The organism is Wolbachia endosymbiont (group A) of Oxytorus armatus (assembly GCF_964027005.1).
Classification (GTDB): Bacteria; Pseudomonadota; Alphaproteobacteria; order Rickettsiales; family Anaplasmataceae; genus Wolbachia; species Wolbachia pipientis.
The window spans coordinates 1260326-1284429 of record NZ_OZ034719.1; the positions used below are offsets into that span (position 1 = coordinate 1260326).

Here is a 24104-nt window from a genome sequence, read left to right on the forward strand (position 1 = left end):
GTTTCAATGTTAAACAAAATACCATAGAATTCAAGAAGACAATTCCTAAAAAATCCCTACATCCAAAAAAAGGCAAAATGCTGCTTGAATAAGCTAAATTTTTTTAGATGCAAAAACAATAAAACATAGTTGATACTAAAGTTATAGTACTCCTATGACAACGTTACAAAAATTAAGGAAATGGATAGCTCTGATCAATTGGAATAGTATTTTCAGGTACCGGTGGTCAATATGACATTTTTAAAATAAAGATTTAGAACCTGTTTAAAATCTTCTCAATAGAAGAGAAATGAAGGAAAGAACGACCATTTGTAGGCTAGTGTTAAGTTTTCGCTCGCAATTTTTCCACAATCGTCTGCATTTTTCTAACCAAGCGAAAGATCGCTCTACAACCCATCTTTGTGGCAATACAGCAAAGGAATGTAATTCACTTCGTTTTATTACTTCTACAGTTGCTCCAATAATCGTTTTTATTTGAGTTGCAAAATTTTCTCCTGTATAACCTGCATCGACCAGTATATTTTTAACTTCCGAGAGGTTTTCTTTTGCGCTTTCAACCATTCTCACAGCACTGCTAACCCCAGTTGTAAATTAGAAAAAATAGAAAAGGTAAGGAAATAGGGTAAACTCCGAGGTATTTGATATTCATTCCTAAAATAGGAGGTTACCAATGAAAGAAAAAGTAACAGAAATCTTTTGTATAGTCGATGATTTTTGCAATACAGTCGATGAAAATTTTGCAGAAAAACTTCTACCAAGTGGCAAAAAACCAACCAGGACGCCAGAGATTACGCATTCAGAGATTTTTACCATAATATTGCTATATCAAGTGCGACAATTTTAAAATTTTCTATGTGCATTATTTGAAATTATTATACGAATCAGCGTTTCCAAAATTGCCATCCTATAGTAGGTTTATCAGGTTAAAATCGCGGGTTTTATGGTATTTAGCGCTCTTAATGCAATGGTTTTGCGAACAGTCAAAAGTGACAGGGATTTCGTACATAATCTATCGCTGTTTGCCATCCAAAAAGGACCTCGAGAAACAAAGTTTTCAAAGGGTTGGCAAAGATTGGAAAGACTACTTATGGGTGGTTTTTCGGTACATCTAGTAATCAACGAAACTGGCGAAATTCAAGGGGTTACGGTGACAAAAGGCAACGTTGATACCTGTGCCAAATTTAACTAAGAAATTGACTGGATTATTGTTTGGAGATAAAGGATATATCAAAAAAGATCTTTTTCACGAATTATTCGATAGAGGGTTAAAGCTTGTAACCAGTATAAAAAAGGGTATGAAAAACTCATTAATGGCGCTAAATGAGAAGATTTTGTTAAGAAAAAGATCGATTATTGAGACAGTTTTTGGCTCTCTGAAAAACAAATTTGAGATTGAGCATACTCGCCATAGATCACCGATAAATTTTTTGGTACACATTTTTTCTACGCTTGTTTCATATTCCATACAGCCGCTGCATTTCTAAGCTTTACTTCGTTGGCTAATCCGCAACTGGGGTATATAGGGTTGACACCAAGGCAATATTCTTCTGGAGAAGTTGATCGGCATGGCAGCATATCAAAGATGGGACCAGCGGAATGTAGAAGTATGTTATATGAAGCTGCACAAACAATGCTTACAGTTACCAAGAGGACATTTAAATTAAAAAACTGGGGTTGCGAAGAAAAAAGGAATGAAAAAAGCAATTGTAGCAGTAGCAAGAAAATTAGCTGTAATTATGCATAGGATGTTGGTTGATAAAACAGAATTTTATTATCAACAAACATCAAAAGAGCATAGGACAATAATTTTATTGAAAATAAAGATAGCAATGCCGATGGAAGGGACAAGCAAGAACTTAGTTAGACTTCGTGGTAAATATGTTGCCGTCCACTTCCGCCTAACAAGTATAATGCGGCTTGACAAATTTATTGTCATCTCAGACCGCGGAAAGAACCATATGCTACTTTTAACTTATGTAAAATTACCAAGGATTATGGAGAAGATATGCTGTTTTGATTTGTGTGAAAATTATTGTTGACTTATGTGCAATTAGAGAACCTAAGTCACTTTAGCTATATATAAACCCCAGTTATGGATTAACCAACACAGTAAGGCTTAGAAATAGAAGGCTTTTTTGACTGCATGGAATATGAAATTAATGTAGAAAAAATATGTACCAGAAAATTTATTGGCGATCTGTGCCGTGTATGTTCAAGCTCAAATTTATTTTTTAAACAACCAAAGACTGTCTCAATAATCGATCTTTTTCTTAACAAAATCTTCTCATTTAGCGCCATTAATGAGTTTTTCATACCCTTTTTTATACTGGTTACAAGCTTTAACCCTCTATCGAATAATTCGTGAAAAAGATCTTTTTTGATATATCCTTTATCTCCAAACAATAATCCAGTCAATTTCTTAGTTAAATTTGGCACAGGTATCAACGTTACCTTTGGTTAGAGTAAGTGATTGAATTTCTCCAATTTCGTTAATCACCAAGTGCAATTTAAAGCCAAAAAACCAACCATACGTGCTCTTACCAATTTCTGCTAAACCATCAAAAACTTTGTTCCTAGAGATCCTTTTCTTGTGGCAAATGGCAATCGTAGAAGTGTCAATGTAGGAAGTACCTGTCATTTTCGCTTGTTCGCAGAACCATTGAAGAAGTAATGCTAAATACCGTAAAACTCTCGGCTTTAAGGCAATAAATCTGTGATATGAAGGCATCTTTGAAAATTCTGATCTATAGAGTAACTTAAGGTAACAAAGATAAAAAGCCTTGAAGTTTTTACATGGCGATTGGTGGTATAACAGGATTATGGTTAGCATTTCTGAGTGCGCTATTTCTGGTACTCTGGTTGGTTTTTTGCCATTTGATAAGAACTTATTTGCAAAATTTTCATCTACTACACGACAAAAATCCTCGACGCAGCAGTAAAGTTCTGTAATATCTTTCTTCATGGGTAACCTCTTAAATTATTGTTAAAATACTTGAGTTTACCCTATTTCCCTCTTTATTAATTCTACTTTTATCTGTTTTCTAATCCATAACTGGGGTATATAAAAGGTTTAAGTGGTTGTATTGATGTATCTTTGTATTAAAAAACACCCAATAAGCAGAGTTGTAAGTGGAATAAACCACAAAATGTAAGTGCTAGATTTTATAGGTGGTACGATTATAATTGAATTGCCGTAAGAATTTTTTAACTCTGAGATTATCTCTTCATCTGTGTATCCATCATTGATTTTTTTACGAATTGCTTCTCGCATATCATACGCGATCTGAGATCCAGATTCAGACAATGATTCGCCAGAACATATTGGACACCTTATTATTTCAAATAAACTGGTTGCTCGTTTTTCCATGCTTTTATCTCTGAGTTTATTATCCAGAGTAAAAGCGTTTACGCCTGAGTGGAATATCAATATGAAAAGTAAGCTAATTACTATTCTCATTCTTGGTTAATTGGATTATTTTACTGAGTTGGTTCATAAAATCAGTGATGGATAACTTTCCAATAAAGCTTGACCCTACATCATCATCGTACTTTATTGAAAATTGAATGCCATTATCAGTTGTTTTTTCTGATAAGGAAGGTACTAATTTTTCGAACGCATCTGAAGTTTTTGAGTCACCAATCATAAACGAGATTAATTCTTTATAATTTGATATAGCCACGTTGATTTTGTCTTTAAATGAATATGTAACTAAGTTGTAATTGTTTACCCCACCATCTGCAGCAAAAGAAAAATTATTACTTTGAATCAAAAATTTCTCTATATTGAAATTAATTCTGGAAGCTGAGATGTCGTTTACAAATTCATAATCAAATTTAGTGTCGATACTAAGGTAACTTTCAGGACTTGCAGTATTTTTATACCGATAAGTATACAAATCAAATCCTAGCTTAGCATTTCCACTCAGTTCTTTATCGAGGTAAAATTGAATGTAATTACTTTTATCATTCACTTCAGTTATAACACTTTGCTGATTTTCTGAAACATCACATTTTAATCCATAATCTTCGTAACGAAGTGTACCTATATAGTCTATCACGGTACTATTTCTGTTGAATCGCAATGAAGATGGTAAATCGTTTAATCTAACAACAAAGTGGCTGCTATCGTTTGTGTGGCATTTTATATTCTTTTTCTCATCATCATGAACAGCAATGTTGACTTCATTGCTTGGTATGTAGATATATACTGATTTATCAAACAATCTATTTTTTATCAATAAAGCATCAGATGAGATGGTTAATTGCTCATTGGAAAATTTTGGGTTTGTCACACGGAAAATTAGGTTAGAAGGAAATCCACTAAAATCATGTGAAATATCAAATTTTTCGTCGTTAATGTATAGTATTGTTTCAGCTAAAAGATTTTTTACCCTACATGCAGAAAAATACCAAAAACCACTATACGCTACAGGAATAAACAAAAGTAAAGAGACGATAATATAGATAAAAATCTTACGCATGATTCCCCTGTTTATCTAATGATATGTTTCTTGTACCCCTTGGTATGGTTACACACAAGCCGTCGATATCTTTTGTAATTTTTATTTGGCATCCAAGCCTCGACGTCTCTGTTAAGCCGAAAGCTAGGTCTAACATATCATTTTCCTCATCAGATATAGGGTTATGTATTTCTACAGCATTATAAAACTTTGGATCAACAATTACATGGCATGTAGAGCAAGCAAGAGAACCTTCACATGCACCTTCAAGCAGATCTGGAGCACTTCTATGGGCTAAATTGAGCAGAGTTTCTCCCTCTGCAGCTTCATAGCTTTTCTTACTCCCATCAGGTAAAATAAAAGTAACAGATGGCATATTATTCCTATTAAAATCCTTACTAATTTCTCTATATCCTACAGGTAATAACTAATATTTGCAAACTCTTTGCAATTCCAGTGCCTATATTTCTTGTTATCCAAGTATCTCCTTTAGCATAGATCCCGCTAACAAGCAGCGGGATGACGATTGTCAGGGTGTCATCCCAGCGCCCCTATGATGTCATTCAAGTAGCTGACACTGGTTCCTTTATGATGGCAGCGCCCCTATGATGTCATTCCAGTGCTCCTTTCTCGTCATCCCAGTGCTTGACACTGGGATGGCTTTGTTGCATCGCTAGCTATGATGGATTAAAGATAAAAAAGATAGGGAATATCAGTAGCTTATTATTCTGGTATTTATAACAAGAACGGTCAATGAATACCTATAGCTCTTTTTACAATAATCCGAACAGACCGTAATATGCTACTGGCCTGCTATAGCCATAAACACATATCTTATCGCATTCGGACTATTATAAGAAAGGCTATAAATTTGAGTAAAAGAAATTTCACTACCATTTACCAATCCGGCTAAAATTCAAGAATTTCAATGCTTTAGCTATTTTCAATAGAATTAAATTTATTAATATAAATAACAAATTACTATTCTTAAATTTGATCAGATTGATTGCAAAAAAACAAGATTTTCAATAGGTTGCTTATAATCCTAACTATAGTTAGCCTTTCATAAGTAGCGATGCAACAAAGCCCACTGGGATCCAGGAAAGTTTGCTTGTAAGCAAGCAAACTAGCACAGAAAGTGGTTACAACATTTTCAATGAGATTATATGGAAAACTGGATTCCAGTGTCAAGCACTGGAATGACATCATAGGAGCACTGACCATTTTCGGTCTCTTAAGTTGCTTTAGCTACAAACATTAAGAAATTTACCAAATGAAAAAAAAGGCAAAAGAAACCCCGTGGTGGTTGGCTATTTACCATGTACTAAAATATCGGCGTTTTTTTATTCTAAAACGCTTGATTAAGAGCGATTTAGCTGCTTTTAACTTGCAACTAACCTACACCGCAAGTGTTTAAGAAATTTACTAAGCAGGAAAAAAGGCAAAGAAACCCCGTAGTAGCTAGCATTCAAATTCTCCCTTGTTAATTTGACGTTTTTTGCTGTCTTAAACGCTTTGTAAGCGCGTTTCGGCTTATATAGGTAAAAACCCAGAAATTTTTAAAGACATGCGATGCACGTAGTGCGAAAAATTAAACATGAGACGCCAAATACCCTAAGTTTTTTGTCATTAACCTGCACAGATTGCGAAGATAAATAAATAGCTTCAGTTTCATGATAAGGGGGCTGGCGGAGTTTGTCAAGGAAGTTTTTTGTTTCTATTGAATGACAGTTGTAACCTACGAAAGAAGTCTGTTGTAATTTGTACGATATCTTTATAAAATGGTTCGCATAAGTTATCTAGCAGTGCAACTAAACAAATACAAAAATCAAAACGTCGCGGTTTTTGGTCTTGGTAAAACTGGTTTATCCGCCATTAACGCTCTAACAAAGAGTGGTGCAAGAATATATGCATGGGATGATCATGAAGAGCAAATAGCAAATGCAAAAATGATGTATAAAAAATGTAATTTTATTCATCCCAAGGAATACAATTGGCATGAGATCAGTGCATTGGTTTTAAGCCCTGGAGTGCCAACAGAGCCACATTGGATAGTAAAACTTGCAAGGAGATTTGATTGCAAAATAAAATCAGACATTGAGCTATTTCTTGAAGCTAAAACTACGAACCAGAAGGTAATAGGCGTCACAGGAACAAATGGTAAATCAACCACTACATCACTAATAGGGCACATATTAAAATCTGCAGGGAAAAAAGTAGCTATTGGTGGAAATTTAGGCGTTCCTGTTTTGGATCTAGAAAGAGATGCAGAAATTTATGTAATCGAACTCTCCTCTTTTCAATTGGAGTTGATGAATGAAATTAACGTGGACATTTCAGCACTGCTCAATATTACACCAGATCACATAGATAGGCATGGAAGTATGGAGAACTACATAGCAACTAAATTAAAACTGATAAACGGTAGTGAGGTTGCCGTAATAGGATGTGACAATGAGATTACTGCTGATATATTCAACAAATTCACTGGAGACAAAATTCCAATCTCAGTAACATATTCCCCGATGTCATTCCAGCGCGTGAAGCTGGAATCCAGAAAAGAAAAACCATTGCCAACTACTCAGATGACAGAGGGTGGTGCAAGAGATCTAATATCATTGGCAGGTAACAATTTGCTTGATTATAGTGAACAGATTACTGGTATAGATCGAAATTATCTGGATCCCAGTGTCAGCTACTTGGATGACAAAAGGGGCACTGGGATCCAGAAGATCTCGTTAAAACTAGAGAATCATAGCTTATCAGTAAGCAACGTGAAAATAAACCTAATATCCAACGCAGAAAACATAGCAGCCACATATGCCGTATGTAAGGTACTTGGAGTAGATAGCAACACTATTATCAATGGAATCAAGTCCTTTTCAGGACTGAGGCATAGGAATGAACTGCTTGGCAAAATAAGAAATGTGTTTTTCGTGAACGATAGCAAAGCAACTAATGCAAAATCGAGCGAAAAGGCGATCTTATCTTATGAAAACATAAATTGGATCGCTGGTGGAAGAAGCAAAAAAGGTGGAATAGAATCATTAAGCAAGCATTTTACAAGGGTTAGAAAAGCTTTTCTTATTGGAGAATCAACCGAAGCTTTTGCAAATGTTATGGAGAATAAAGTAGATTATGTTAAATGTTGCAATCTAGAAGATGCATTCAGATTGGCTTTTGAAGAGGCCTTAAATAGCGCAGAAGAAGTAACAATATTACTTTCTCCCGCGTGTGCTTCTTTTGATCAATGGAAAAATTTCGAGGAACGTGGTGAAGCATTTTGTAGAATGTTTGAAAATCTCAGGTACAATCACACATGCTGTTTAGTATGATGTTGCGTGGAACAAAAGTTAATAATAGATAAGCTAATTAGGGTTATTCCATTTGAAGGGATAAGCGATGAAACCCTATTAAAGGTGTGCACTGACCTTAATCTAGCTAATAGCTTTTGCAAATTTCAGAATGGAATATATAGCGCTTTGGAGCACATAGCAGAGGACTTAAATAGCTCAATGGAAGCTGAATTAAGAAATTCTAATTTAGAAGATATGAAAGTGCGAGAGCGAGTAAAGTTAGCCATTCAAATACGCCTTTCAAACTACGCTAAGCTACCGAATTATAGAGAACTTTTAAAAAATGTTTTATTATTTTCTGTATCACCAAAAAATACATATTTTTCTAGTAAACTTTTATACAGAACTATTAGTGCGATTTGGTATGGCATTCATGACCAATCAACAGATTTTAACTACTATACAAAAAGAGCAATATTAGCTGGAGTGTACTTAAGTACGATACTTTTTTTTATCAATGATTATTCAGAAGATTTTGCGGATACTTTATCGTTTCTTGATAACCGTATCAACAATGTCATGACATTTCAAAAATTCAAAACTCGCTTAAAAGGAATCATAGGAAATTTCTTATAAGCTATTGATTGTTGGTAGAAAAGTACTTGAGCACGATCCTGAAAAGGTTTGTGAAAATAAAAATATTCATGCTGATCATAAAGAACATTTAGTTTATCGTGAGGATAATAATGGTACAACAAAATACACCAGTTACGAAGAAAAAGAAAATAAATTTATTGAAGAAGCACATGAATATTTAATAGACTCTGAATTTAATAAAAATTTTGATCTAGGGCAGTACAGAATAAGTAATTTCTCCGGAAACTTGACGAAAATAGAACTGGAACTCATCAATGAAAAGTATATGCAAGTTTAAGTTGATAGAGAAAGAAAAATTATTCTTGCTATACCGTAAATACGTTCCAAGATTATACTAAAGTCTTTATTGCACTCAAAACCTTCGTTTTTCCTAATCTCTAGAATTATCAATGCATCATCACTTAACCAGCCTGAGTTAGCTAGTCCATTCAACGTTGATTCAACTAGATTGCTATTGTAAGGTGGGTCTATAAAAACTATGTCGCATTTTGAAATAGGTTTTGGTAAGCAGTTAGCACTGCAGCAAATTAGCGTAACATTGTCCGTAATTCCAAAATCTTCTGCTGTTTTTTTAGGCAGTTGCAAATTGTAATAATCTGAATCCACCATGAATGCATGTTTAGCGCCGCGAGAAAGCGCTTCAAATGAAAAAGAGCCACTTCCGCAGAACAAATCAAGTACATTCAAGTTATAAATAGGTTTTCTTGAGGAAAGTATACTAAATATTGCTTCTCGAACAATACTCATAGTTGGTCGTGCAGCTAAATGCTTACCTGTAGTTATTTTTCTTCCGCGATATTTGCCTGCAATGATGCGTAGCATACTAAATAAGCTCCAAAATAATTAATTATTTATACTATATGATTAATGTCAATATGGCTTTAGCAGTTTAATAGAGAGAAGCTATCGAGTCGCTTGTAAGAAAAACACAAACACAAGACTCATCAGTTATCTTTTTCTGATTTGCCTGTTGCATTTATTGCTTGACCAATCTCATCTTGTAAATCACCATAACTATTTCCTTCATCGTGATTGATCCCTTCAATTCTACTTTCTAATTCTAACTTAATTATAGTATTGATTTTATCTATATTATCAAGAAAGCCTCTACATTCTTCTTCACTATACTCTTTACCAGATGCCTTTTTTTCGATAAATAGACTTTTAAACTCTGTAAGATCAGAATTCTGATCGGTATTTAGTACAACATTTCTCTCTATGAAGCTAAGGTCTGATAGCAATAAACTAACCTCTAATAGCTCTTCACTTTTAATGTTTGCAAGATTATCAAGATTGTCTAAAATATTAGACATCTTAAGCCTTTCTTGTGCAATCTCTTTGTCTTCCTTATCAAATTCAGACAATAAACCATGATTATCTACAAATTTCTCACTCAAAGCTTTATTCAATTTAGCAAAATCGACATCCTTGTCAAGTGATGTGTTATCCCGCAACAAGTCTACCCTTGCCCTACGCGCATTTAAAATGTCGTCGTAGTCATTTAACTTTATGTTGCCATCTTTGTCTTGCTGCAATTTATAATAATCAAGGCCTTTGAAATTTTTATTAGTCTTCATCTTCAATCCTCTTCTCATCTCCTTTTGCATCTGGTTTCCTCATTGGTTCCGGTAATTTCCTTTTACTGTCTTCTCGATTTCTTTTTTCCTCTCTTTCAGCACGTTTTTTTATAGCTTCCTGGGTATTCATTTCAAAAAGTGCCTTAACGTACTCTTCTGGATTTTTTGGTTCTTTAAATAAAGGCTTAAGATTATAAACTTCGTCTTTTCGATCTCTTTCTTCTTTTCTTCTAGCTCTTTCAGCACGTTTTTCTACAGCTTCTGGAGTGTTCATTTCAAAAAGTGGTGAGAGGTTGTAAACTTTATTTTGACTTCTTCTGCCTTCTCTTTCAGCACGTTTTTCCATACCTTCAAAAGCAGATCCAAAATCATCAATTTCATCTGGGCCTTTTGGTTCCGTGCCTAAATTTCGTGTCACTTCATTTGATTGATCAGGCTTATCTTCTTCTGTTGGCTGATCATGCTGTAGTTGATTAGGCTTGTCTTCTTGTTCTGTGCTTAGTTCTCGTACTACCTTATCTGGCTGACCTCCCCCTCGTAGTCGAAGAGGGTCGCCTTCTTCTAGTGGCTGATCATGGTTATCTCTTACTAGTTCCGTGCCTAACTCTCGTTCTACCTTATTTGATTGATCAGGATTGTCTTTTTCTGGTTCTCTCTTACGGCCGATAGTGTAATCATGAAGCTTCTCTAAAAACTCTCTCCTATATTCTTTTGCTCTATAGAGTAGGTTATGATCATAGCTATGCTTTCCTATAGAATCAAGGCCATGCTTCCAAGTAAATTTCATAGCATCTTCTATTGTGTAGCCCAAATGTGATCCTACATATCCTTTATAATAATCTAAATATTTACCAATCCTTCTATGTGCAATATCTTCTTTATCAACTCCAAATGCCTTGTAAATTTTTTCCTCAAGCTTATCGACGTCATTTTTAGGTGATGTTGCAAACTTCGTTGCTTCAATAGTAGCACCTACAAATTTACGTGGCACATCAATAGCGTATTTCAGCACTCCTCCAACTCTTGGTACTCTCCCCAGCAGATTAGCTGCACCTCCAGCTAATCTATCCGGTAAATGAGTAGCCCAACTGCCTAAAGACTCTAACCCTCCACCAATTTTATCTTGCACTGCTGATTTGCCAAAATATAAGATTTGACTTACAAAAGACGCATCTGGGTCGCCATGTGCAGTAGCGCTTGGAGAATGCTTAGAATACATACTAGATATATTGTAAACGCTGAATCCACCACCAGCGATACTTGAGCCCATTTGTTGTACGAACGTGCGTAAGGAGAACATTAAAAATGAAAGCAAGAATAACACAAAGATTTCCCCTGCATTGATTAAATAACCTCTCTGTATGTCTTGCACCCTTTGGTAATCACTATTTTCTTGATAGTTTCTATTTACCTTATAAAAATAAGGTGATTGGCAGCTCCCATCTTGTCTAATTATATCTTGCACTAAAGACTTTATTTCACTTTTTAAACTTGGCTGTAGAATTACTTTTTCTATGATTTCCTTGTAATTAGTACACCTGCTTTCATTTCCTGGCTGCTTACAATAGATTTCTGTCTTTTTACTTATATTATTAATCAATAATAAGATATCAGCTTTTTCTGATGCATGGGATAAACTATTTGTTAAACGCACTAAATCTTTTACACTACAGCTATTATCTACTACCATATCACTTTCTGCAATATAATGGTCTGCTGGATTCTCTTTAGTACCAGGAATTGGGTTAAAGAAAGGATAATCTATATAACGAAACCCTTTTTCAATGTAATCCGGTGGAAGAGGGATATACCCAGCACCGCCAGTAAATTTTATTGTACCACCTTCTCTGCTTATCTTTTCTATACCTTCTATGTTCTTATCTACGTTCAGCGGAGAAGCTTCTCCAAGAGTGTAAGGTACGAAAATTTGCCCTGGGGTCCAACCAAAGTACTGCTTATCAACGATACAAAAACCACCAAACACCCATTTTGGAGCACATAACCTTACCTCAAACCATTTATTGTAGCATACAGTAAAACCTAACTGCCTATAAAAGGTATTCATTATAATGGAAGCCAGTAATGACAAGAGAGCAAATATCATAATCGACTGTAAACAAAAGCTGATGCAGAATTTTATCCAACCTTCAAATAGACTTTTCAGCGGTGAAAATAAAATAGAAATTAGAAACAGTGGCATAATGGCTATAAGAAAAGCTATACCCATAAAACCAGAGAGAAATATTATGTAAGCATATAAGCACAGCAAGAAGTATAGCACAATCCCTATGAAAATTGCCGGTATCATAAGAAGGCTTGCCCACATTTGGTAATGCAAAAACGCTGCAAACTTTTTCCAAACAGAATAAGCAAAAAACTTATTGAACATGTCCTCCATGAAGCTAAACAACTTAGCTTCATCTCCTTGAGCAATACTTCCGGTGTTCATGTTGGGAGCAAAGTTAGTAATTATACTTATCAATTGTTCAAGACCTTTAACGAATAAAACAAGAAAATGATCATAGAAAAATCTAAAACTTCCAGGAGATATAAGCACTATTACTAGAGTGATTTTCATCATTCTGATGAGCATATCGTGCTTAGTTTCTTGTATCATGCCAAAAAGATAAAGAAGCGATGAAATCATTACAAATAGAACAAGCAAGGAAAGAACAAAATTGTGAAAGCTCGTACTTTTTTCAGCTATATTTTCGAACATAGCTTGTGCAGCTGCAGGATCGTTACTGTTAAAATGCTTTTCACAATTTTTGTTAATCAATAATACACATTTTAGATAGTGATAAATGTAATCAAAAAACCCAAAACTACTTGGCTGCTGCACTCCACTTAAGAACTCAAAAGAGTAGCCACCTACATTATCTAAGTAATATCTATCTAATATTTTTACATATATTTTCCATCCCTTTTTTAATTTCACCGGGTTACAATTTCTGTCTTTTAATTTAGTGCTATCTCTGTCTAAAGTAAAAAGACCGCTCCCATTTTCTGCCACGGAGTTGTAACCTAGATGTACAGTAGGATATTGAGGATCGCGCATTAACTTTAGATTTTCGTTAGGATCATCTTTCCCCGTTTGAAACAAAAGATAAGCACCATGACCATTGGTAAACCAACATGGAGCACCACGTGATACTGTATTTGCGCTATCATCTTCATTAATGCACTTGCAATTTACAGTGCAACTTGTATCAGACTTACTTGAAAATTTTTGTATGCTAGGTTTATAATCATTACAAACTAAGTGAAAATTAGGTAAACTATTATCACTTTGTTTACCTTCAAATTTAGTTGCATATTTTAACTGCTCCAAGCTTTGTAAGGTATAACTGCCTTTTTTAGATTCCTTCTTGTTATTATTACTCCAAGATGTCCATGCACCATTTACTCGCACTATTAAGCTATCTCCATTGGTTTCTAATCCAGTATCTTTCCACTTCACCACTTGGTTATGGTGAAAACCAGAATTAATTTCACCAGTGTCAGGATCAATAACGCTTTCATCTTCACCTTCTGGAATAAAAGCATCATGATCGCTTGAAAAATGAGCGCTTACTGCAATAGGTTCAGGACCAAAATAGTCAGCAGATATGCACCTTGGAAAAGGCATATCGTTCTTACTACAACCTGTGATCAGCACATAAGCTGCAAGAAGTAATACCCTAAACCAACATTTGCCTAAACGTGATTGCATATCTAAACTTTTTCCAAATACAGAATAAATTTCTAAAACTTTACTTAAAATATCTTTTTAATTAGTTACTCCATAACATCATTCATATCTTACTCCTCTCCATTTTCTTCCTTGTTTTTAGCTTTAGCACTAGGATCACTTCTTATTGTTTCATCAGAATTTTTTTGCTGATCTGATTGTTTTAATGTTTTAGGTCTATCACTCGTTGTTTTATCAGAACTTCCTTTAGAATCTTCTTTTTTGTCTGGTTGCTTTGGTGTGTTAGGTAATTTAGCCTCAATTTTTCCCCGATCTTTACTCATTTTCTGCTTGATACTCTGTATCATACTTTGGGTCTTATCATCAAGGCCAACGGTTGACAGCATAGCTTGCGATGCGCTCTTAGCAACTGTACCAACACCTCCAGTAACTCCATAACCAGAGCTAAATAGTGTTTGTACCATAGTTTCCGATATAGAAACAAAAGCTTCCATTGCACCGGCAATAATGAGGTATATAAACGCCTGGATTAGGTCTATAGGTAATGCTGCAAAGTGTCCACCAGCCCTTTCTCCGGTACTGAGTGCAACATCAACGCTAGTGCCAGGACTGTATCCAAGAGGCAGTATTGATTTCATCAAGCACAGATCATACGATAAGAAATTTACGCTAATTAAACATTGATAGCATGCAGAAAAATTTGTGAGGTTATATAAAACTGAATACATCAACTGATTTAAAAGAGATAAAAATGAAAATAAAATGACTGGTTCTAATGAAACATGAGCCAACGTTTTTATCCAATTATCAAACAAGGGTTTAGTCTTTTGAAATAGAATAAATACGATAAATAAAGGTGTTAATGACAGTAAAAACGCCACTAGAACAGTAGATATTACATATTTAAACGTAGCGCTAATAATGCATTTTAAAAACGCATAAGTAGCGCAGAATATTACCCAAAATGCAATAAAGCCAAAAGGACCAGAGAGCATCAATGATAAAAACTTTAACCAAGTTTCTGCTGTGAATAATACTCCTGCTGTCAAGTCTAAGAATGCAAATTTTCTCTCCCCTTCTCCTACATAGCCAGAAAAACTATCAACTAAATAAATGCTACCATCTACAAAAAGTCTGGATAAAGTTGTACCAAAGAGTTCCCATCTTCTATCGCTAAAGGCAAAAGCTATAAATGCTATCTTGAACATCCTTACAATGAAATCAAATTTACTTAGCTGTATTGTTCCAAGCATATAGCCAATGACAGTAAATATAACGTATAGAGTAAGCAAAGCTCTTACTCCCTGAAGAAGACCTTTTATATATCCTTTGTATGAATCTTTAACGCTGTCACCAATTACTTCTTTTTTCATAAAATCAAATATCTTGTTTATATTCGATGAAATAAAATCATTAATTTTTCTTTTGACAAATAAAGTTACACTATACTTATTGTTTTCGTAATATTTGCCATTTTTGTCCGTAATGTCATCTTTCTCTACGTTGCTTACATTGATGCCGAAATATATCTTCTTAGGTTTGCATTCATCTGTTATAGGTTTTTTGTCTTTGCATTCATCTGTTAAAAGACCTCCATCTATTATATAATATACCTTATCCTTTGTTTTATCTAAGTTCTCTACTTTTTTGAAATCATTAGTCTTTGGAGCAGATGGATCCCCTGGCGGGTTATCACCCAAATACACATACAGTTTTTTGCCATTGATATATTCACACGATCTAGTCACTTTAACATGGTACCCACCTCTATTAGCTCCATAGTGACCATAATCTGCAATGGCAAGCATCACACTGCTACCGGGCGTTACCTCGTCATTTACTGGATAATCATTGTTCAATTCCAGAGAAAAATCCTCGAATTTATTGTTATCGCCAATTTGCGAACACATATTATCCCCTTTTGCACCCTCTTTATTTGGAAGACATTGAATACCTTTAGCGGTATTTTTATCATCAGGATCACCAATTTTTGCAACAAGAGCCTCAGCCCAAGATTTATCATCTTCAGTAAAACTACCTGCTTTAACATTCCCTTCCATTTTTTCTAGATAAGAATACATATCACATTTATTTCCTTTATCGTACTTCTTATACCTTATAGAGGAGACACAGTTCCGTTCTCCTGCTTGACCTAAACCATAGTTCCATATACCCTTCTCAGTATAGCATATATTTTGATGGTAGCAGTTAAGCTCATAGGAGGAGTACTTTTTTCTCTCATCAAGACTACAGTTTTTTCCATCACATAACTCGTTCAATCCTATTTTAGCGCGGCGTAAATCAAGTAGTGAACCATATACCCATGGTTCGTTGTCTTGAATATAACCTTTATTAAAATGCACCTTATTATCATATGGGGTATACCCATTGCCAACTAGCACTTTGCTTTCCTTTGCTTTTGTTTTATCAAGAGGTAAAAATTGTATTTTATTTTTTGTACCATCTTTACCATCACAAAAAAACTCTCCCCCCTGATGTACTTCACTCACTGTAGCTTTCTTATATACAGTTTCCTTACGATCATTTTCTACAGCTTTATAACAATTGTCATCAAAATTGATGCCTTTCCCTTCTGGATTGTCGTAATCAATTGTTATTTTTCTGGGAACTAAGCTGAAGCTTAACTTGTCACCAGGATTTACTTTAATTCCAGTGTCCACATAACGTCTATTGCTGCCAAATCCTTTGCCACCACATAGTTCGTTTTTACTTTCATTAACACCATAATTGTTAGGTACACTATTAATATCCGCAGCCTTACTATAATTTGGTTCTGAGCCATCAGCACAAAAGCTAGCTGGCACAAGTACTTTCCTTGGATTTTTGTCTTCTTTAAAAGGGCAAAAATTTACTGATCCATCGAGGGTGAATTTGATTTTCTCACCCTGACTAATTACCTGACCAGAATCAACCCAATGAATTTTATCGGCTTTACGAACTGGAACATCCACATTAACGCTGGTGTTTTTGCTCTGCAACCCAGGCTCGACACAATCCATATTACAACCAGTGATTGCAAGACACAGTATCAATAATAGTGATCTTTTACTTATCATTGCTGTCTTCCTGGTTGTGGTATCTGAGGCGTTGACCTTTGAGTCCCTTGTGGTATTTGAGGTCTTGACGTACCTGACTGTTGAGAGGCATCTCCTCTTTCTCTTCTTTGAACACTTTGTTCATCTAACCCTACTGTTCCCATTAAGCTTTGTTGATACTGTCTTCCAGGTTCGCTTGCTACATAAGCACCAAACAACGAGTCAGATATTGCCGAAGAAGCTTCAACTAAAGCTTTCATAGCGTGTCCCAAAATAACAAAAGCCATCATAGCGGTAATATTAGGTGTATATTTGGAAGCATAACCATAAAAAATACAAGGGTTAAAAATCTTTAGGTTAATATTAAGTATACATGTAGAGCAGACCTCAAAATCAAATACTGAATACACAATATAATCCATAACCTGACTTATCAGTGATATAAAAATTAAAAGGACCACTGGATGAATTGCAAATCTTGCTAAATTTTTAACCCAGTTTTGAAACATCTGCCTAGTATACGCAAATAAAAGACAAATAATAAAAATAGGTGCTAAAGAAAGTAATAACGCAACTATTGCTATAGATGTAATAAAAGAAAATAAGGCATTAAAAATAGATAAGCTCACTGTGATTAAACCCCAAATCACCAAGCAAAAAGATACAATGCCCAAAGGGCCAGAAAATATAAGAGATACTATTAACAATACTGAATGCGATGACAAGAACCTATTGAGCGGCAAATCAAGAAACTCAAAAACATTTGAAGTAGTGCCTCTAAAATTTGCTATTTCTATTAGTTGTTTTGGAGTGTTAATAAATATAGAGAATGCGTTGTTATAAAAAAAGTCCCAGCTATTATCCTGCAATAGCTGAGCGATGATTCCTATCTTTACGCATATAATTAAAAACTCATATATAGAAATATGAGTTAATCCAAAAAAGTAATAAAGAGTATATAAGATTATATATAGTACTAATAGTGATATTATAGTAGATCTAATGGTATTTGTTCTGCTTGATTTTATAAAACTTTCGTAAAGAGACTTTACAGGACTAGTATCAGAGTGAATTGCGTTAGGGTCTTTATAATTAGAGCCGAAAAATGCAGTTTTCACTTTTTCATCAAAGAAATTATATATTGCACTAAAAGTTTTTGTAGGTGGCTCTTTAGTTGTTAGGTTAATACTAAACTGACCTTCATTTTTGTAATCGCAGCCATGGTCTCTTATTCCATAATATATGGTGCCTGTTTTGTCTTTTAATTTTCCTTTCAAGTTTTCCATGTCATGAACTTTGCTGATATATACAGATATATCCGCTTGATTTTCACCAGGCTTATGCTCAGGGAATTTATCGGAAACACTTATATACAAGCTATTTTCCAGACTATGGTTCTTCGTTACTCTTATGTTGAACCCGCCTTTGTCATTTGTATTGTAGCAGCTCTTGTCATTTCTGCTACATAGACTAAAAGTTAAACTTGGTATTTGATGGTCATTCTCCATCTTATGATCACAACTAGTACATAAACCACCACCTGGAATGTGTTCAAGAGTTTCATTATCCATACCAACTTTTAGAAATGTAATGTCAGTTTTTACCTGTTTTCCCTTTAATACGTTACTAATAATTTCAGCAACAACAGATTCACCACTAGAATTTAAAGCATTGAATAGCTCAATTTCTATATTATTATATTCAATATACACGCAATCCTCGCCTCTACGACCAGAAGAAAATTTACATATACGTCTACAGAGTGAATTTAAAATGTGCGTATCTATCTTACTTGCACTGCTCTCTGAAAGCTTGCTGCAATCTATATTCTCTCCTTGTTTTATAGAGTTAATAATATTTTCAATTTCCTTTTTTCTTTCATCTTGATCTAACTTGGAAAACCAGTACTCTCTTCCACTCAACCATTGCGCATCGCCTATTATATATTTATTAGGACATATCCCATCCTTGCCACCTTGGCATTTCTCTTGATTTAAAACATGTGCAAAATGTTCCGTTTCTTGCTCGCTACACTTTTCGTCGATTTTCAAATACCTGATTTTTGTCTCACTCTCTTTATCTTTACACACTTTACTTCCAATCACACTAAAGCTTATCGTATCGCCTTTTTTAAGTGCAAATGGTAATGCAACGTCATTTCTCCCAGGCCCAATTGCAAAATCTGCATACTGCTTAGGACAAAAATTAACCTTACTAGGCACTATATCAATCTCTGTTACTCTCATTCTATCTGAGATATTAACACCAGAATCAACCCATTTCTGCTCTGTTGACACTATATCTAGTTTTTCACGCAAACCTGATAAATTTTCTGGCTTAATACAGTGATGTTCCCCGCAGCCTGACAGAAAAAAAAACGGTATTATCAGCAAAAATTTTAGCATAAATCCAACTCATTCAGTGCTTTTGTTAACACTCTCGGAGCTACTAGAACCAGAACCTCGAGATTTACTCTTGTCTCCACCACTCAACTTCTTAGCAGCAGCACCAGCAACTCCAGCAACACCCCCAGCAGCAGCTTTGGCAGCAGATAAAGCTTTGCCCACCATTTGTCCAGGTGTCTGACCTGAGCCAAGTGCTGCTCTATGGTTACCAGCAAGTTCAGCAGCCATGCCAGGAAGAATGTTTAAAAAGTGGTAAAAGAGGAATAATACTAAACACAATTTTAATAATTCTCCGATGAGAGAGCTGCCAAACTCCATGTATGTAAAGTCGAATAGACCAAGTATGCTGCTCTTTTTAAAGCTATAATTTTGCATCATACATGCAAGAGTAGTTTCATTTTTATCACATTCCCCATCTTTCAATTTAAACCACTGTTTTTTCTTACTATATGAGATTTCTGCTTGTTTCTTTTCATATGACTTGTCCGGTTGTTCATTTTTATATGACTCGTCCAGTTCAAAATTTAAATTTTTAAAATAGATTTTATCACATGCTATGAACATAAAGGACAAAAACGCAAAAAGGATAACCGGGTATAAGCTATAGGTAATCAACTCTTTCACCCAGCCTTCAAAATATCCTTTGGTGTGTTGGAATAAAACCATAGGAATGAACAAAGGTGATAAAATGATGATTACACTTAAAGCAACTAGAGATAAAATAAATACATAGCACAGCCACAAAATAACCATCATCATCAGAACGGCCATAAATATACAGACAAGAGCTACTAAAATTTGTCCACCAGCAAAAATAATACCGATTACCGAACCTGCAACTAATAAGACAGGAGCAGCACCAAGCAAGACTGCTAACGTTGCAACACCTCCAGTACCAATTTTGCCACCAATTCCATCTAAAGGGGCACCTAAATAAAATAAAATTCTACAATCAAGCCTATCCCAAGGTGCAAGATAACTGTAAGATACCCTCTTTCCTGCACGAGTATATTCATAATCTGTACCTGCTTTATAATTACATATGCCTTTACTTTCAGATGATGCTTTTAGCACTATCTCTGACAAACCATTTGAGAGACGAGTTAATTCTCCATAATAATGAGACATGGTACTGCCTGTTGTGAAGTAAATCACTAAAGCGAATTTTATGATCAACATATACATTTCTTGAGGCCTCTGAACTCCACCAGACATGGCTTTTATAGAGAACAGTATTAAAGCTAAAACTAAAACAGCAGTTACAGTGTTTTTCAGCCTTTTCTGTGCTACAGATATAAAACTCTCACCATTTGGTGCACCTTTACCTGCAACTAAATTATCTAACGATTCCTTAATGCATTGCACTATCATAGAAGTTACGGGAATAGGAGCTAATGATTTACTCCCTGCCTGATTGTAACAAGCTTCAGAGACATACGAGCTAAAACAGCCTTTATTGTCGTAACCTACAAAAATTTTTCCTTCTTTTTCCCTATTTCTTATATTAGTTTTATAGTCATTATCACTACCAATAGAAACTTCTTCTTTCCCTGTGCCATCTTTATTTTTGAATATCATCACAGATTTTTCACACATAGGAGCAAGTGGGTCAGGTGGCAATTCCGTGCACCCCATATCAACCCCTTGCGGCCAAGGAGTCATTTCGATACCAAGCATGCTAACACTGGCTAACTCCACACATAATCTGCCCGTTTTTCTCACTGCTTTGAATGTAGCTCCATGTATGGGTTCGCTCTGTCCTGCTTTGAGAACTCTACATTCCAGACCACCATCAACCTTCGAGGACCATGACCCATCTACGTATCCAGTGTCTTTCTCCCTGACATCAAAGTCTATGTATCCAGGTTTTCCTCTGGAATTAAAGTCTACCTTATTAAAAAGATTACCAAAAGTTAAAGGGTTTCGATGACATACTTCTATATATTCACTGTATTGCACACCATTTTTTGGCCAGTAATAACTCTCTGTACTCTCCTGAACGTTAGAATTTAAGGCTTCTTTTTCTGCTCTTTTCCCGTCATAATCTTTTTTGTTCACGTCTTCCCGAGCTTTATTTTGCAAACAAGAAAAATATTCCTCTTCTGTTTGGTAATTTTCATTGGTGCAGCCACTATAACCTGTGTCTTCTAATTTAAAATTTTTGTATTTTCCATCATGATCACGTGCAACTGGGTGTTTAACAAAACTATGTTCACAAACAACAAGCCCTCCTATCGCTTTCCAGACTCCAACAATTGCAGCTATCATTCCAACAATAACAAGAGCGGTAAACAAACCAGCAGAAGAAACGATCAAAACAATGCCAGTAAATATTGCGCCAACAGCAATCGCTATTCCAGCAAGTGCTGCAGCTGTTTTAAACGCTCCACAATCAGGATTAGAGGCACGACTAAAACTGCCAGTGGAATTAAATCTGCTAACAAATTCTGTCTTGTCAGTACCACTTACTCCATCTGCAAGCACTGGATATGAGAGTAAAAAGTCTATATTTAGTAAAAATATCGCAATTAATAGCAATGACAGCTTAGTCTTAAACATTTTTTACCTTCTGATAAAATATAGGCAACCATACTTTTGGGTTGTCCCCAACTTCATTTAATATATCGTGTAACAATAGAACACTTTCTGCACGTCCGGATAATACGTTGATTATATCATCCAGGCCTTTTAAGTCTATTCTAGCTACTACAGCATTGACTCCTTGTTTCACCAAAAAGAATCTAGTACTCGGATCTGTGTGCTTAATTAATATATATTCACGTTCAGTTAACATAAAAACATCCCGATAGACACTAGTAGCTTTCAGATTTGGTAAAAAAATCTGTGTCGCTGTTTGTTGTACAAGCGTATCGCTAATAGTACTTTTACTTGCATCCTCAACACTCTGAGTAGCAAAAATCACAAAAGCATTTAGTTTTCTCAGTACCTTCAACCAGTCTTTTATCTTGGGTGCAAAAACTGGATTATCTATTAACGCCCATGCCTCATCAAGAACGATAATAGATGGAGTGCCATCAAGAGATATACTAATCCTATGAAATAAATAAATCAAGACCGGTCCAAGAGCAACAGGATCTTTGAGCAAGCTAGCCATCTCAAAACCAAATACTCTTGCTCGTGAAAAATCTAGCAAATCTTCTTTATTGTCAAATATTGCAGCATGAGAACCATTATCATGCCACATAGATATTGCCCCAGCTAGAGTATCAGGACCTGCAAGCCCTAAAAACGGTACGAGGTTTCTCAAGAATCTGTCTTCTTTTCTTAATTTAAAATTTCCTTCAATTGCATCATTAATTCGTGCAATATCTTCTGAAGTAAATTTATCATTATATACCGAAATTAAAGACTTTATCCACTCCATTAAAAATGTTCTATTATCAGAGGTATCATCAAGTTGTAAAGGATTAAAATTTGTTTTAGTTCTTGGTTCTATTACAGTATAGATACCACTAAGTGCTCTTAAGAAAATCTCTGCACCGCGATCTTTATCAAAAAAGAATATCCTTGGAGAAAACTTCATCGCTTGGGCACACAGGAAATTCATTAAAACAGTTTTACCAGCACCAGTTGGGCCAATTATCATAGTGTGTCCAACATCCCTTATATGAAAGTTGAAAAAAAATGGAGTACCAGATGTCGTGTCAAAAACTGTAACGGCATCTCCCCAGTGGTTATTGAATTTATTACCAGTAGGATAATTATGTTGAGATGCAAATCCAGCCAAATTAAGACTACTTATTGTAGCTTTTCTCACTATATAATCGAAATTACCAGGAATTTGCGCCCAAAATGCTGGTTCAAGGTTAACTCTCTCACGTATAGGGTAAACACCGCAATTAGAAAGCTCTGATTCTACCAACGACAGAGCGTTATCCAATGATTTAGGACTTTTTTCTATACATAAAATAGTCAGGTGATGTTGACCAAACGCAATCTTACCACTCATTGCGTCATCAAGCGCTTGAGAAATTTCTGCTATTTGAGAAATAGCTTTATCTGCAGACTGTATCATTCGATTTTGCTGTATCTGCATTTTTCCAATCGCCATTTGCCTGTTTATAAATTGAAAAGATTGCGTAATTATAAACTCGTAAGGAAGTTGTAAAAACGAATCAAGCATTCCTGCAGAAGTATGATTTCCATATTCTTTGATACTAATTATTCCAGCATATTTACTCTCATTATGAGTCACAACCTGTATCATCTTACGGCCAAAGAATAACCTATGTACTGGTAAGTATCTTGATATTTCAGTTCTTAGCGGAAAAAGCGTATTTGTAACGAAGCCACAATTTACGATTCTAGATAGAAACTCCATTATTTCGCAGAACAAACCATCTGGAGTTTCTTTTACTCCAAGAATTTTAGGCGAATAATTTCTAAGGCTTGTCACTACACGATTTGTCGTTTCCTCTAAATCTTCATACGTGGCACGTATATCACTTTCCCAAGCATGTTTTGAAGTTACATGTCCGAATTTTTTTAGTAGATGTGACAAAAATTCTACTCCTTTTGTGTCCGCTCTACGGATAATCGTAATGTATAGGTCATTAATAAATGATTGCCTTGTTGCGTGTTTTTCTCTCCATTTTAGATTTACGTGATTAGCGAAAAAATTCGGCAAACCTTGACTTGCAAATTCATCAGAAAAAATATTTTTCTTACGTCTGATAGTATGAAAATACAAACTAAATGCCGGAGATGAAATGCTTCTTAGCATCTGATTCCTGATGTTGTTCTGTATGACTAAATCCTCGTCATCGGCAGTTTCAAATGCAAAACCACTTAATTTTATAACCTTAACCAACCAATTTTCTTTTGTCATCAAGGTTGTGCTATTCCAATAGCAAGAATAAGGAATAAATTCAGCAGCGTGAACTTCCCTGTTCAGAGTAGATTTATTCTTTGATTGAACAGCCCTAAACCTCAGCATCACAC

The 24104-nt window shown here is 35.1% G+C and carries 15 protein-coding genes and 3 pseudogenes; 5 read left to right on the forward strand and 13 right to left on the reverse strand.

Annotated elements, in window-relative coordinates; all coding sequences use genetic code 11:
- Positions 1 to 264 precede the first annotated feature (264 nt).
- A pseudogene (locus AAGD79_RS06230) lies at positions 265 to 537 on the reverse strand (transposase); the annotation flags it as partial.
- 133 nt (positions 538 to 670) lie between these two features.
- On the opposite strand from AAGD79_RS06230, the pseudogene AAGD79_RS06235 reads away from it, so the two are divergent.
- A pseudogene (locus AAGD79_RS06235) lies at positions 671 to 1484 on the forward strand (IS982 family transposase).
- Positions 1485 to 1495: 11 nt separating this feature from the next.
- Positions 1496 to 1744, forward strand: coding sequence for a transposase (locus AAGD79_RS06240; protein WP_182309100.1), 249 nt, complete (start codon positions 1496 to 1498; stop codon positions 1742 to 1744).
- A gap of 353 nt (positions 1745 to 2097) precedes the next feature.
- Here the strand turns inward: AAGD79_RS06240 and AAGD79_RS06245 are convergent.
- From AAGD79_RS06245 to AAGD79_RS06265, 5 genes and pseudogenes are all read right to left on the reverse strand, one after another.
- Positions 2098 to 2962: pseudogene (locus AAGD79_RS06245) on the reverse strand (IS982 family transposase).
- A 108-nt stretch (positions 2963 to 3070) separates the two neighbouring features.
- Positions 3071 to 3457, reverse strand: coding sequence for a cytochrome c-type biogenesis protein CcmH (locus AAGD79_RS06250; RefSeq protein WP_182309927.1), 387 nt, complete (start codon positions 3455 to 3457; stop codon positions 3071 to 3073).
- On the reverse strand, positions 3441 to 4481 hold the full coding sequence (locus AAGD79_RS06255; RefSeq protein WP_341811315.1) for a hypothetical protein: 1041 nt from the start codon (positions 4479 to 4481) through the stop codon (positions 3441 to 3443). The genes AAGD79_RS06250 and AAGD79_RS06255 overlap by 17 nt, the downstream gene beginning before the upstream one ends.
- Entirely contained in the window at positions 4474 to 4836 is a 363-nt protein-coding gene (locus tag AAGD79_RS06260; protein WP_264722965.1) for a ferredoxin family 2Fe-2S iron-sulfur cluster binding protein, read from the reverse strand. Before AAGD79_RS06260 ends, AAGD79_RS06255 begins: the two co-directional genes overlap by 8 nt.
- Positions 4837 to 5447: 611 nt before the next feature.
- On the reverse strand, positions 5448 to 5684 hold the full coding sequence (locus AAGD79_RS06265; RefSeq protein ID WP_341811316.1) for a hypothetical protein: 237 nt from the start codon (positions 5682 to 5684) through the stop codon (positions 5448 to 5450).
- Positions 5685 to 6241: 557 nt separating this feature from the next.
- Between AAGD79_RS06265 and AAGD79_RS06270 the strand changes: the two genes are divergently transcribed.
- The 3 genes from AAGD79_RS06270 to AAGD79_RS06280 are packed head-to-tail and all read left to right on the forward strand — an operon-like array spanning position 6242 to position 8690.
- Positions 6242 to 7795 (forward strand): UDP-N-acetylmuramoyl-L-alanine--D-glutamate ligase, encoded by a 1554-nt coding sequence (locus AAGD79_RS06270; protein WP_341811317.1) that lies wholly within the window; start codon positions 6242 to 6244, stop codon positions 7793 to 7795.
- A gap of 6 nt (positions 7796 to 7801) precedes the next feature.
- On the forward strand, positions 7802 to 8392 hold the full coding sequence (locus tag AAGD79_RS06275) for a COQ9 family protein (protein ID WP_265043245.1): 591 nt from the start codon (positions 7802 to 7804) through the stop codon (positions 8390 to 8392).
- A gap of 4 nt (positions 8393 to 8396) precedes the next feature.
- Positions 8397 to 8690 (forward strand): hypothetical protein, encoded by a 294-nt coding sequence (locus AAGD79_RS06280; RefSeq protein WP_264702924.1) that lies wholly within the window; start codon positions 8397 to 8399, stop codon positions 8688 to 8690.
- Here the strand turns inward: AAGD79_RS06280 and rsmD are convergent.
- The 7 genes from rsmD to AAGD79_RS06315 form a co-directional block, all read right to left on the reverse strand.
- On the reverse strand, positions 8687 to 9235 hold the full coding sequence (gene rsmD / locus AAGD79_RS06285) for a 16S rRNA (guanine(966)-N(2))-methyltransferase RsmD (RefSeq protein ID WP_010082416.1): 549 nt from the start codon (positions 9233 to 9235) through the stop codon (positions 8687 to 8689). The two genes, AAGD79_RS06280 and rsmD, sit on opposite strands and share 4 nt — an antisense overlap.
- A gap of 122 nt (positions 9236 to 9357) precedes the next feature.
- The gene (locus AAGD79_RS06290; protein ID WP_341811318.1) at positions 9358 to 9990 is read right to left on the reverse strand and encodes a hypothetical protein; all 633 of its coding nucleotides are present in this window, start codon (positions 9988 to 9990) and stop codon (positions 9358 to 9360) included.
- Entirely contained in the window at positions 9980 to 13702 is a 3723-nt protein-coding gene (locus AAGD79_RS06295) for a type IV secretion system protein (RefSeq protein ID WP_341811319.1), read from the reverse strand. The genes AAGD79_RS06290 and AAGD79_RS06295 overlap by 11 nt, the downstream gene beginning before the upstream one ends.
- Positions 13703 to 13791: 89 nt before the next feature.
- Entirely contained in the window at positions 13792 to 16758 is a 2967-nt protein-coding gene (locus AAGD79_RS06300; protein ID WP_341811320.1) for a type IV secretion system protein, read from the reverse strand.
- Positions 16755 to 19142: a type IV secretion system protein gene (locus AAGD79_RS06305; protein WP_341811321.1), complete on the reverse strand. Its 2388-nt coding sequence runs from the start codon at positions 19140 to 19142 to the stop codon at positions 16755 to 16757. Before AAGD79_RS06305 ends, AAGD79_RS06300 begins: the two co-directional genes overlap by 4 nt.
- Positions 19143 to 19151: 9 nt before the next feature.
- The gene (locus AAGD79_RS06310) at positions 19152 to 21701 is read right to left on the reverse strand and encodes a type IV secretion system protein (RefSeq protein ID WP_174515791.1); all 2550 of its coding nucleotides are present in this window, start codon (positions 21699 to 21701) and stop codon (positions 19152 to 19154) included.
- Complete coding sequence (locus tag AAGD79_RS06315; RefSeq protein WP_341811322.1) at positions 21694 to 24099, reverse strand: VirB4 family type IV secretion/conjugal transfer ATPase; 2406 nt, start codon at positions 24097 to 24099, stop codon at positions 21694 to 21696. Before AAGD79_RS06315 ends, AAGD79_RS06310 begins: the two co-directional genes overlap by 8 nt.
- Positions 24100 to 24104 lie beyond the last annotated feature (5 nt).

Bases quoted from the DNA above. Each gene is read 5' to 3' on its own strand.
- AAGD79_RS06250 (WP_182309927.1), bottom strand. From the start codon at position 3,457: ATGAGAATAGTAATTAGCTTACTTTTCATATTGATATTCCACTCAGGC.
- AAGD79_RS06255 (WP_341811315.1), bottom strand. From the start codon at position 4,481: ATGCGTAAGATTTTTATCTATATTATCGTCTCTTTACTTTTGTTTATT.
- AAGD79_RS06260 (WP_264722965.1), bottom strand. From the start codon at position 4,836: ATGCCATCTGTTACTTTTATTTTACCTGATGGGAGTAAGAAAAGCTAT.
- AAGD79_RS06265 (WP_341811316.1), bottom strand. From the start codon at position 5,684: ATGGTCAGTGCTCCTATGATGTCATTCCAGTGCTTGACACTGGAATCC.
- AAGD79_RS06270 (WP_341811317.1), top strand. From the start codon at position 6,242: ATGGTTCGCATAAGTTATCTAGCAGTGCAACTAAACAAATACAAAAAT.
- rsmD (WP_010082416.1), bottom strand. From the start codon at position 9,235: ATGCTACGCATCATTGCAGGCAAATATCGCGGAAGAAAAATAACTACA.
- AAGD79_RS06290 (WP_341811318.1), bottom strand. From the start codon at position 9,990: ATGAAGACTAATAAAAATTTCAAAGGCCTTGATTATTATAAATTGCAG.
- AAGD79_RS06295 (WP_341811319.1), bottom strand. From the start codon at position 13,702: ATGCAATCACGTTTAGGCAAATGTTGGTTTAGGGTATTACTTCTTGCA.
- AAGD79_RS06300 (WP_341811320.1), bottom strand. From the start codon at position 16,758: ATGATAAGTAAAAGATCACTATTATTGATACTGTGTCTTGCAATCACT.
- AAGD79_RS06305 (WP_341811321.1), bottom strand. From the start codon at position 19,142: ATGCTAAAATTTTTGCTGATAATACCGTTTTTTTTTCTGTCAGGCTGC.
- AAGD79_RS06310 (WP_174515791.1), bottom strand. From the start codon at position 21,701: ATGTTTAAGACTAAGCTGTCATTGCTATTAATTGCGATATTTTTACTA.
- AAGD79_RS06315 (WP_341811322.1), bottom strand. From the start codon at position 24,099: ATGCTGAGGTTTAGGGCTGTTCAATCAAAGAATAAATCTACTCTGAAC.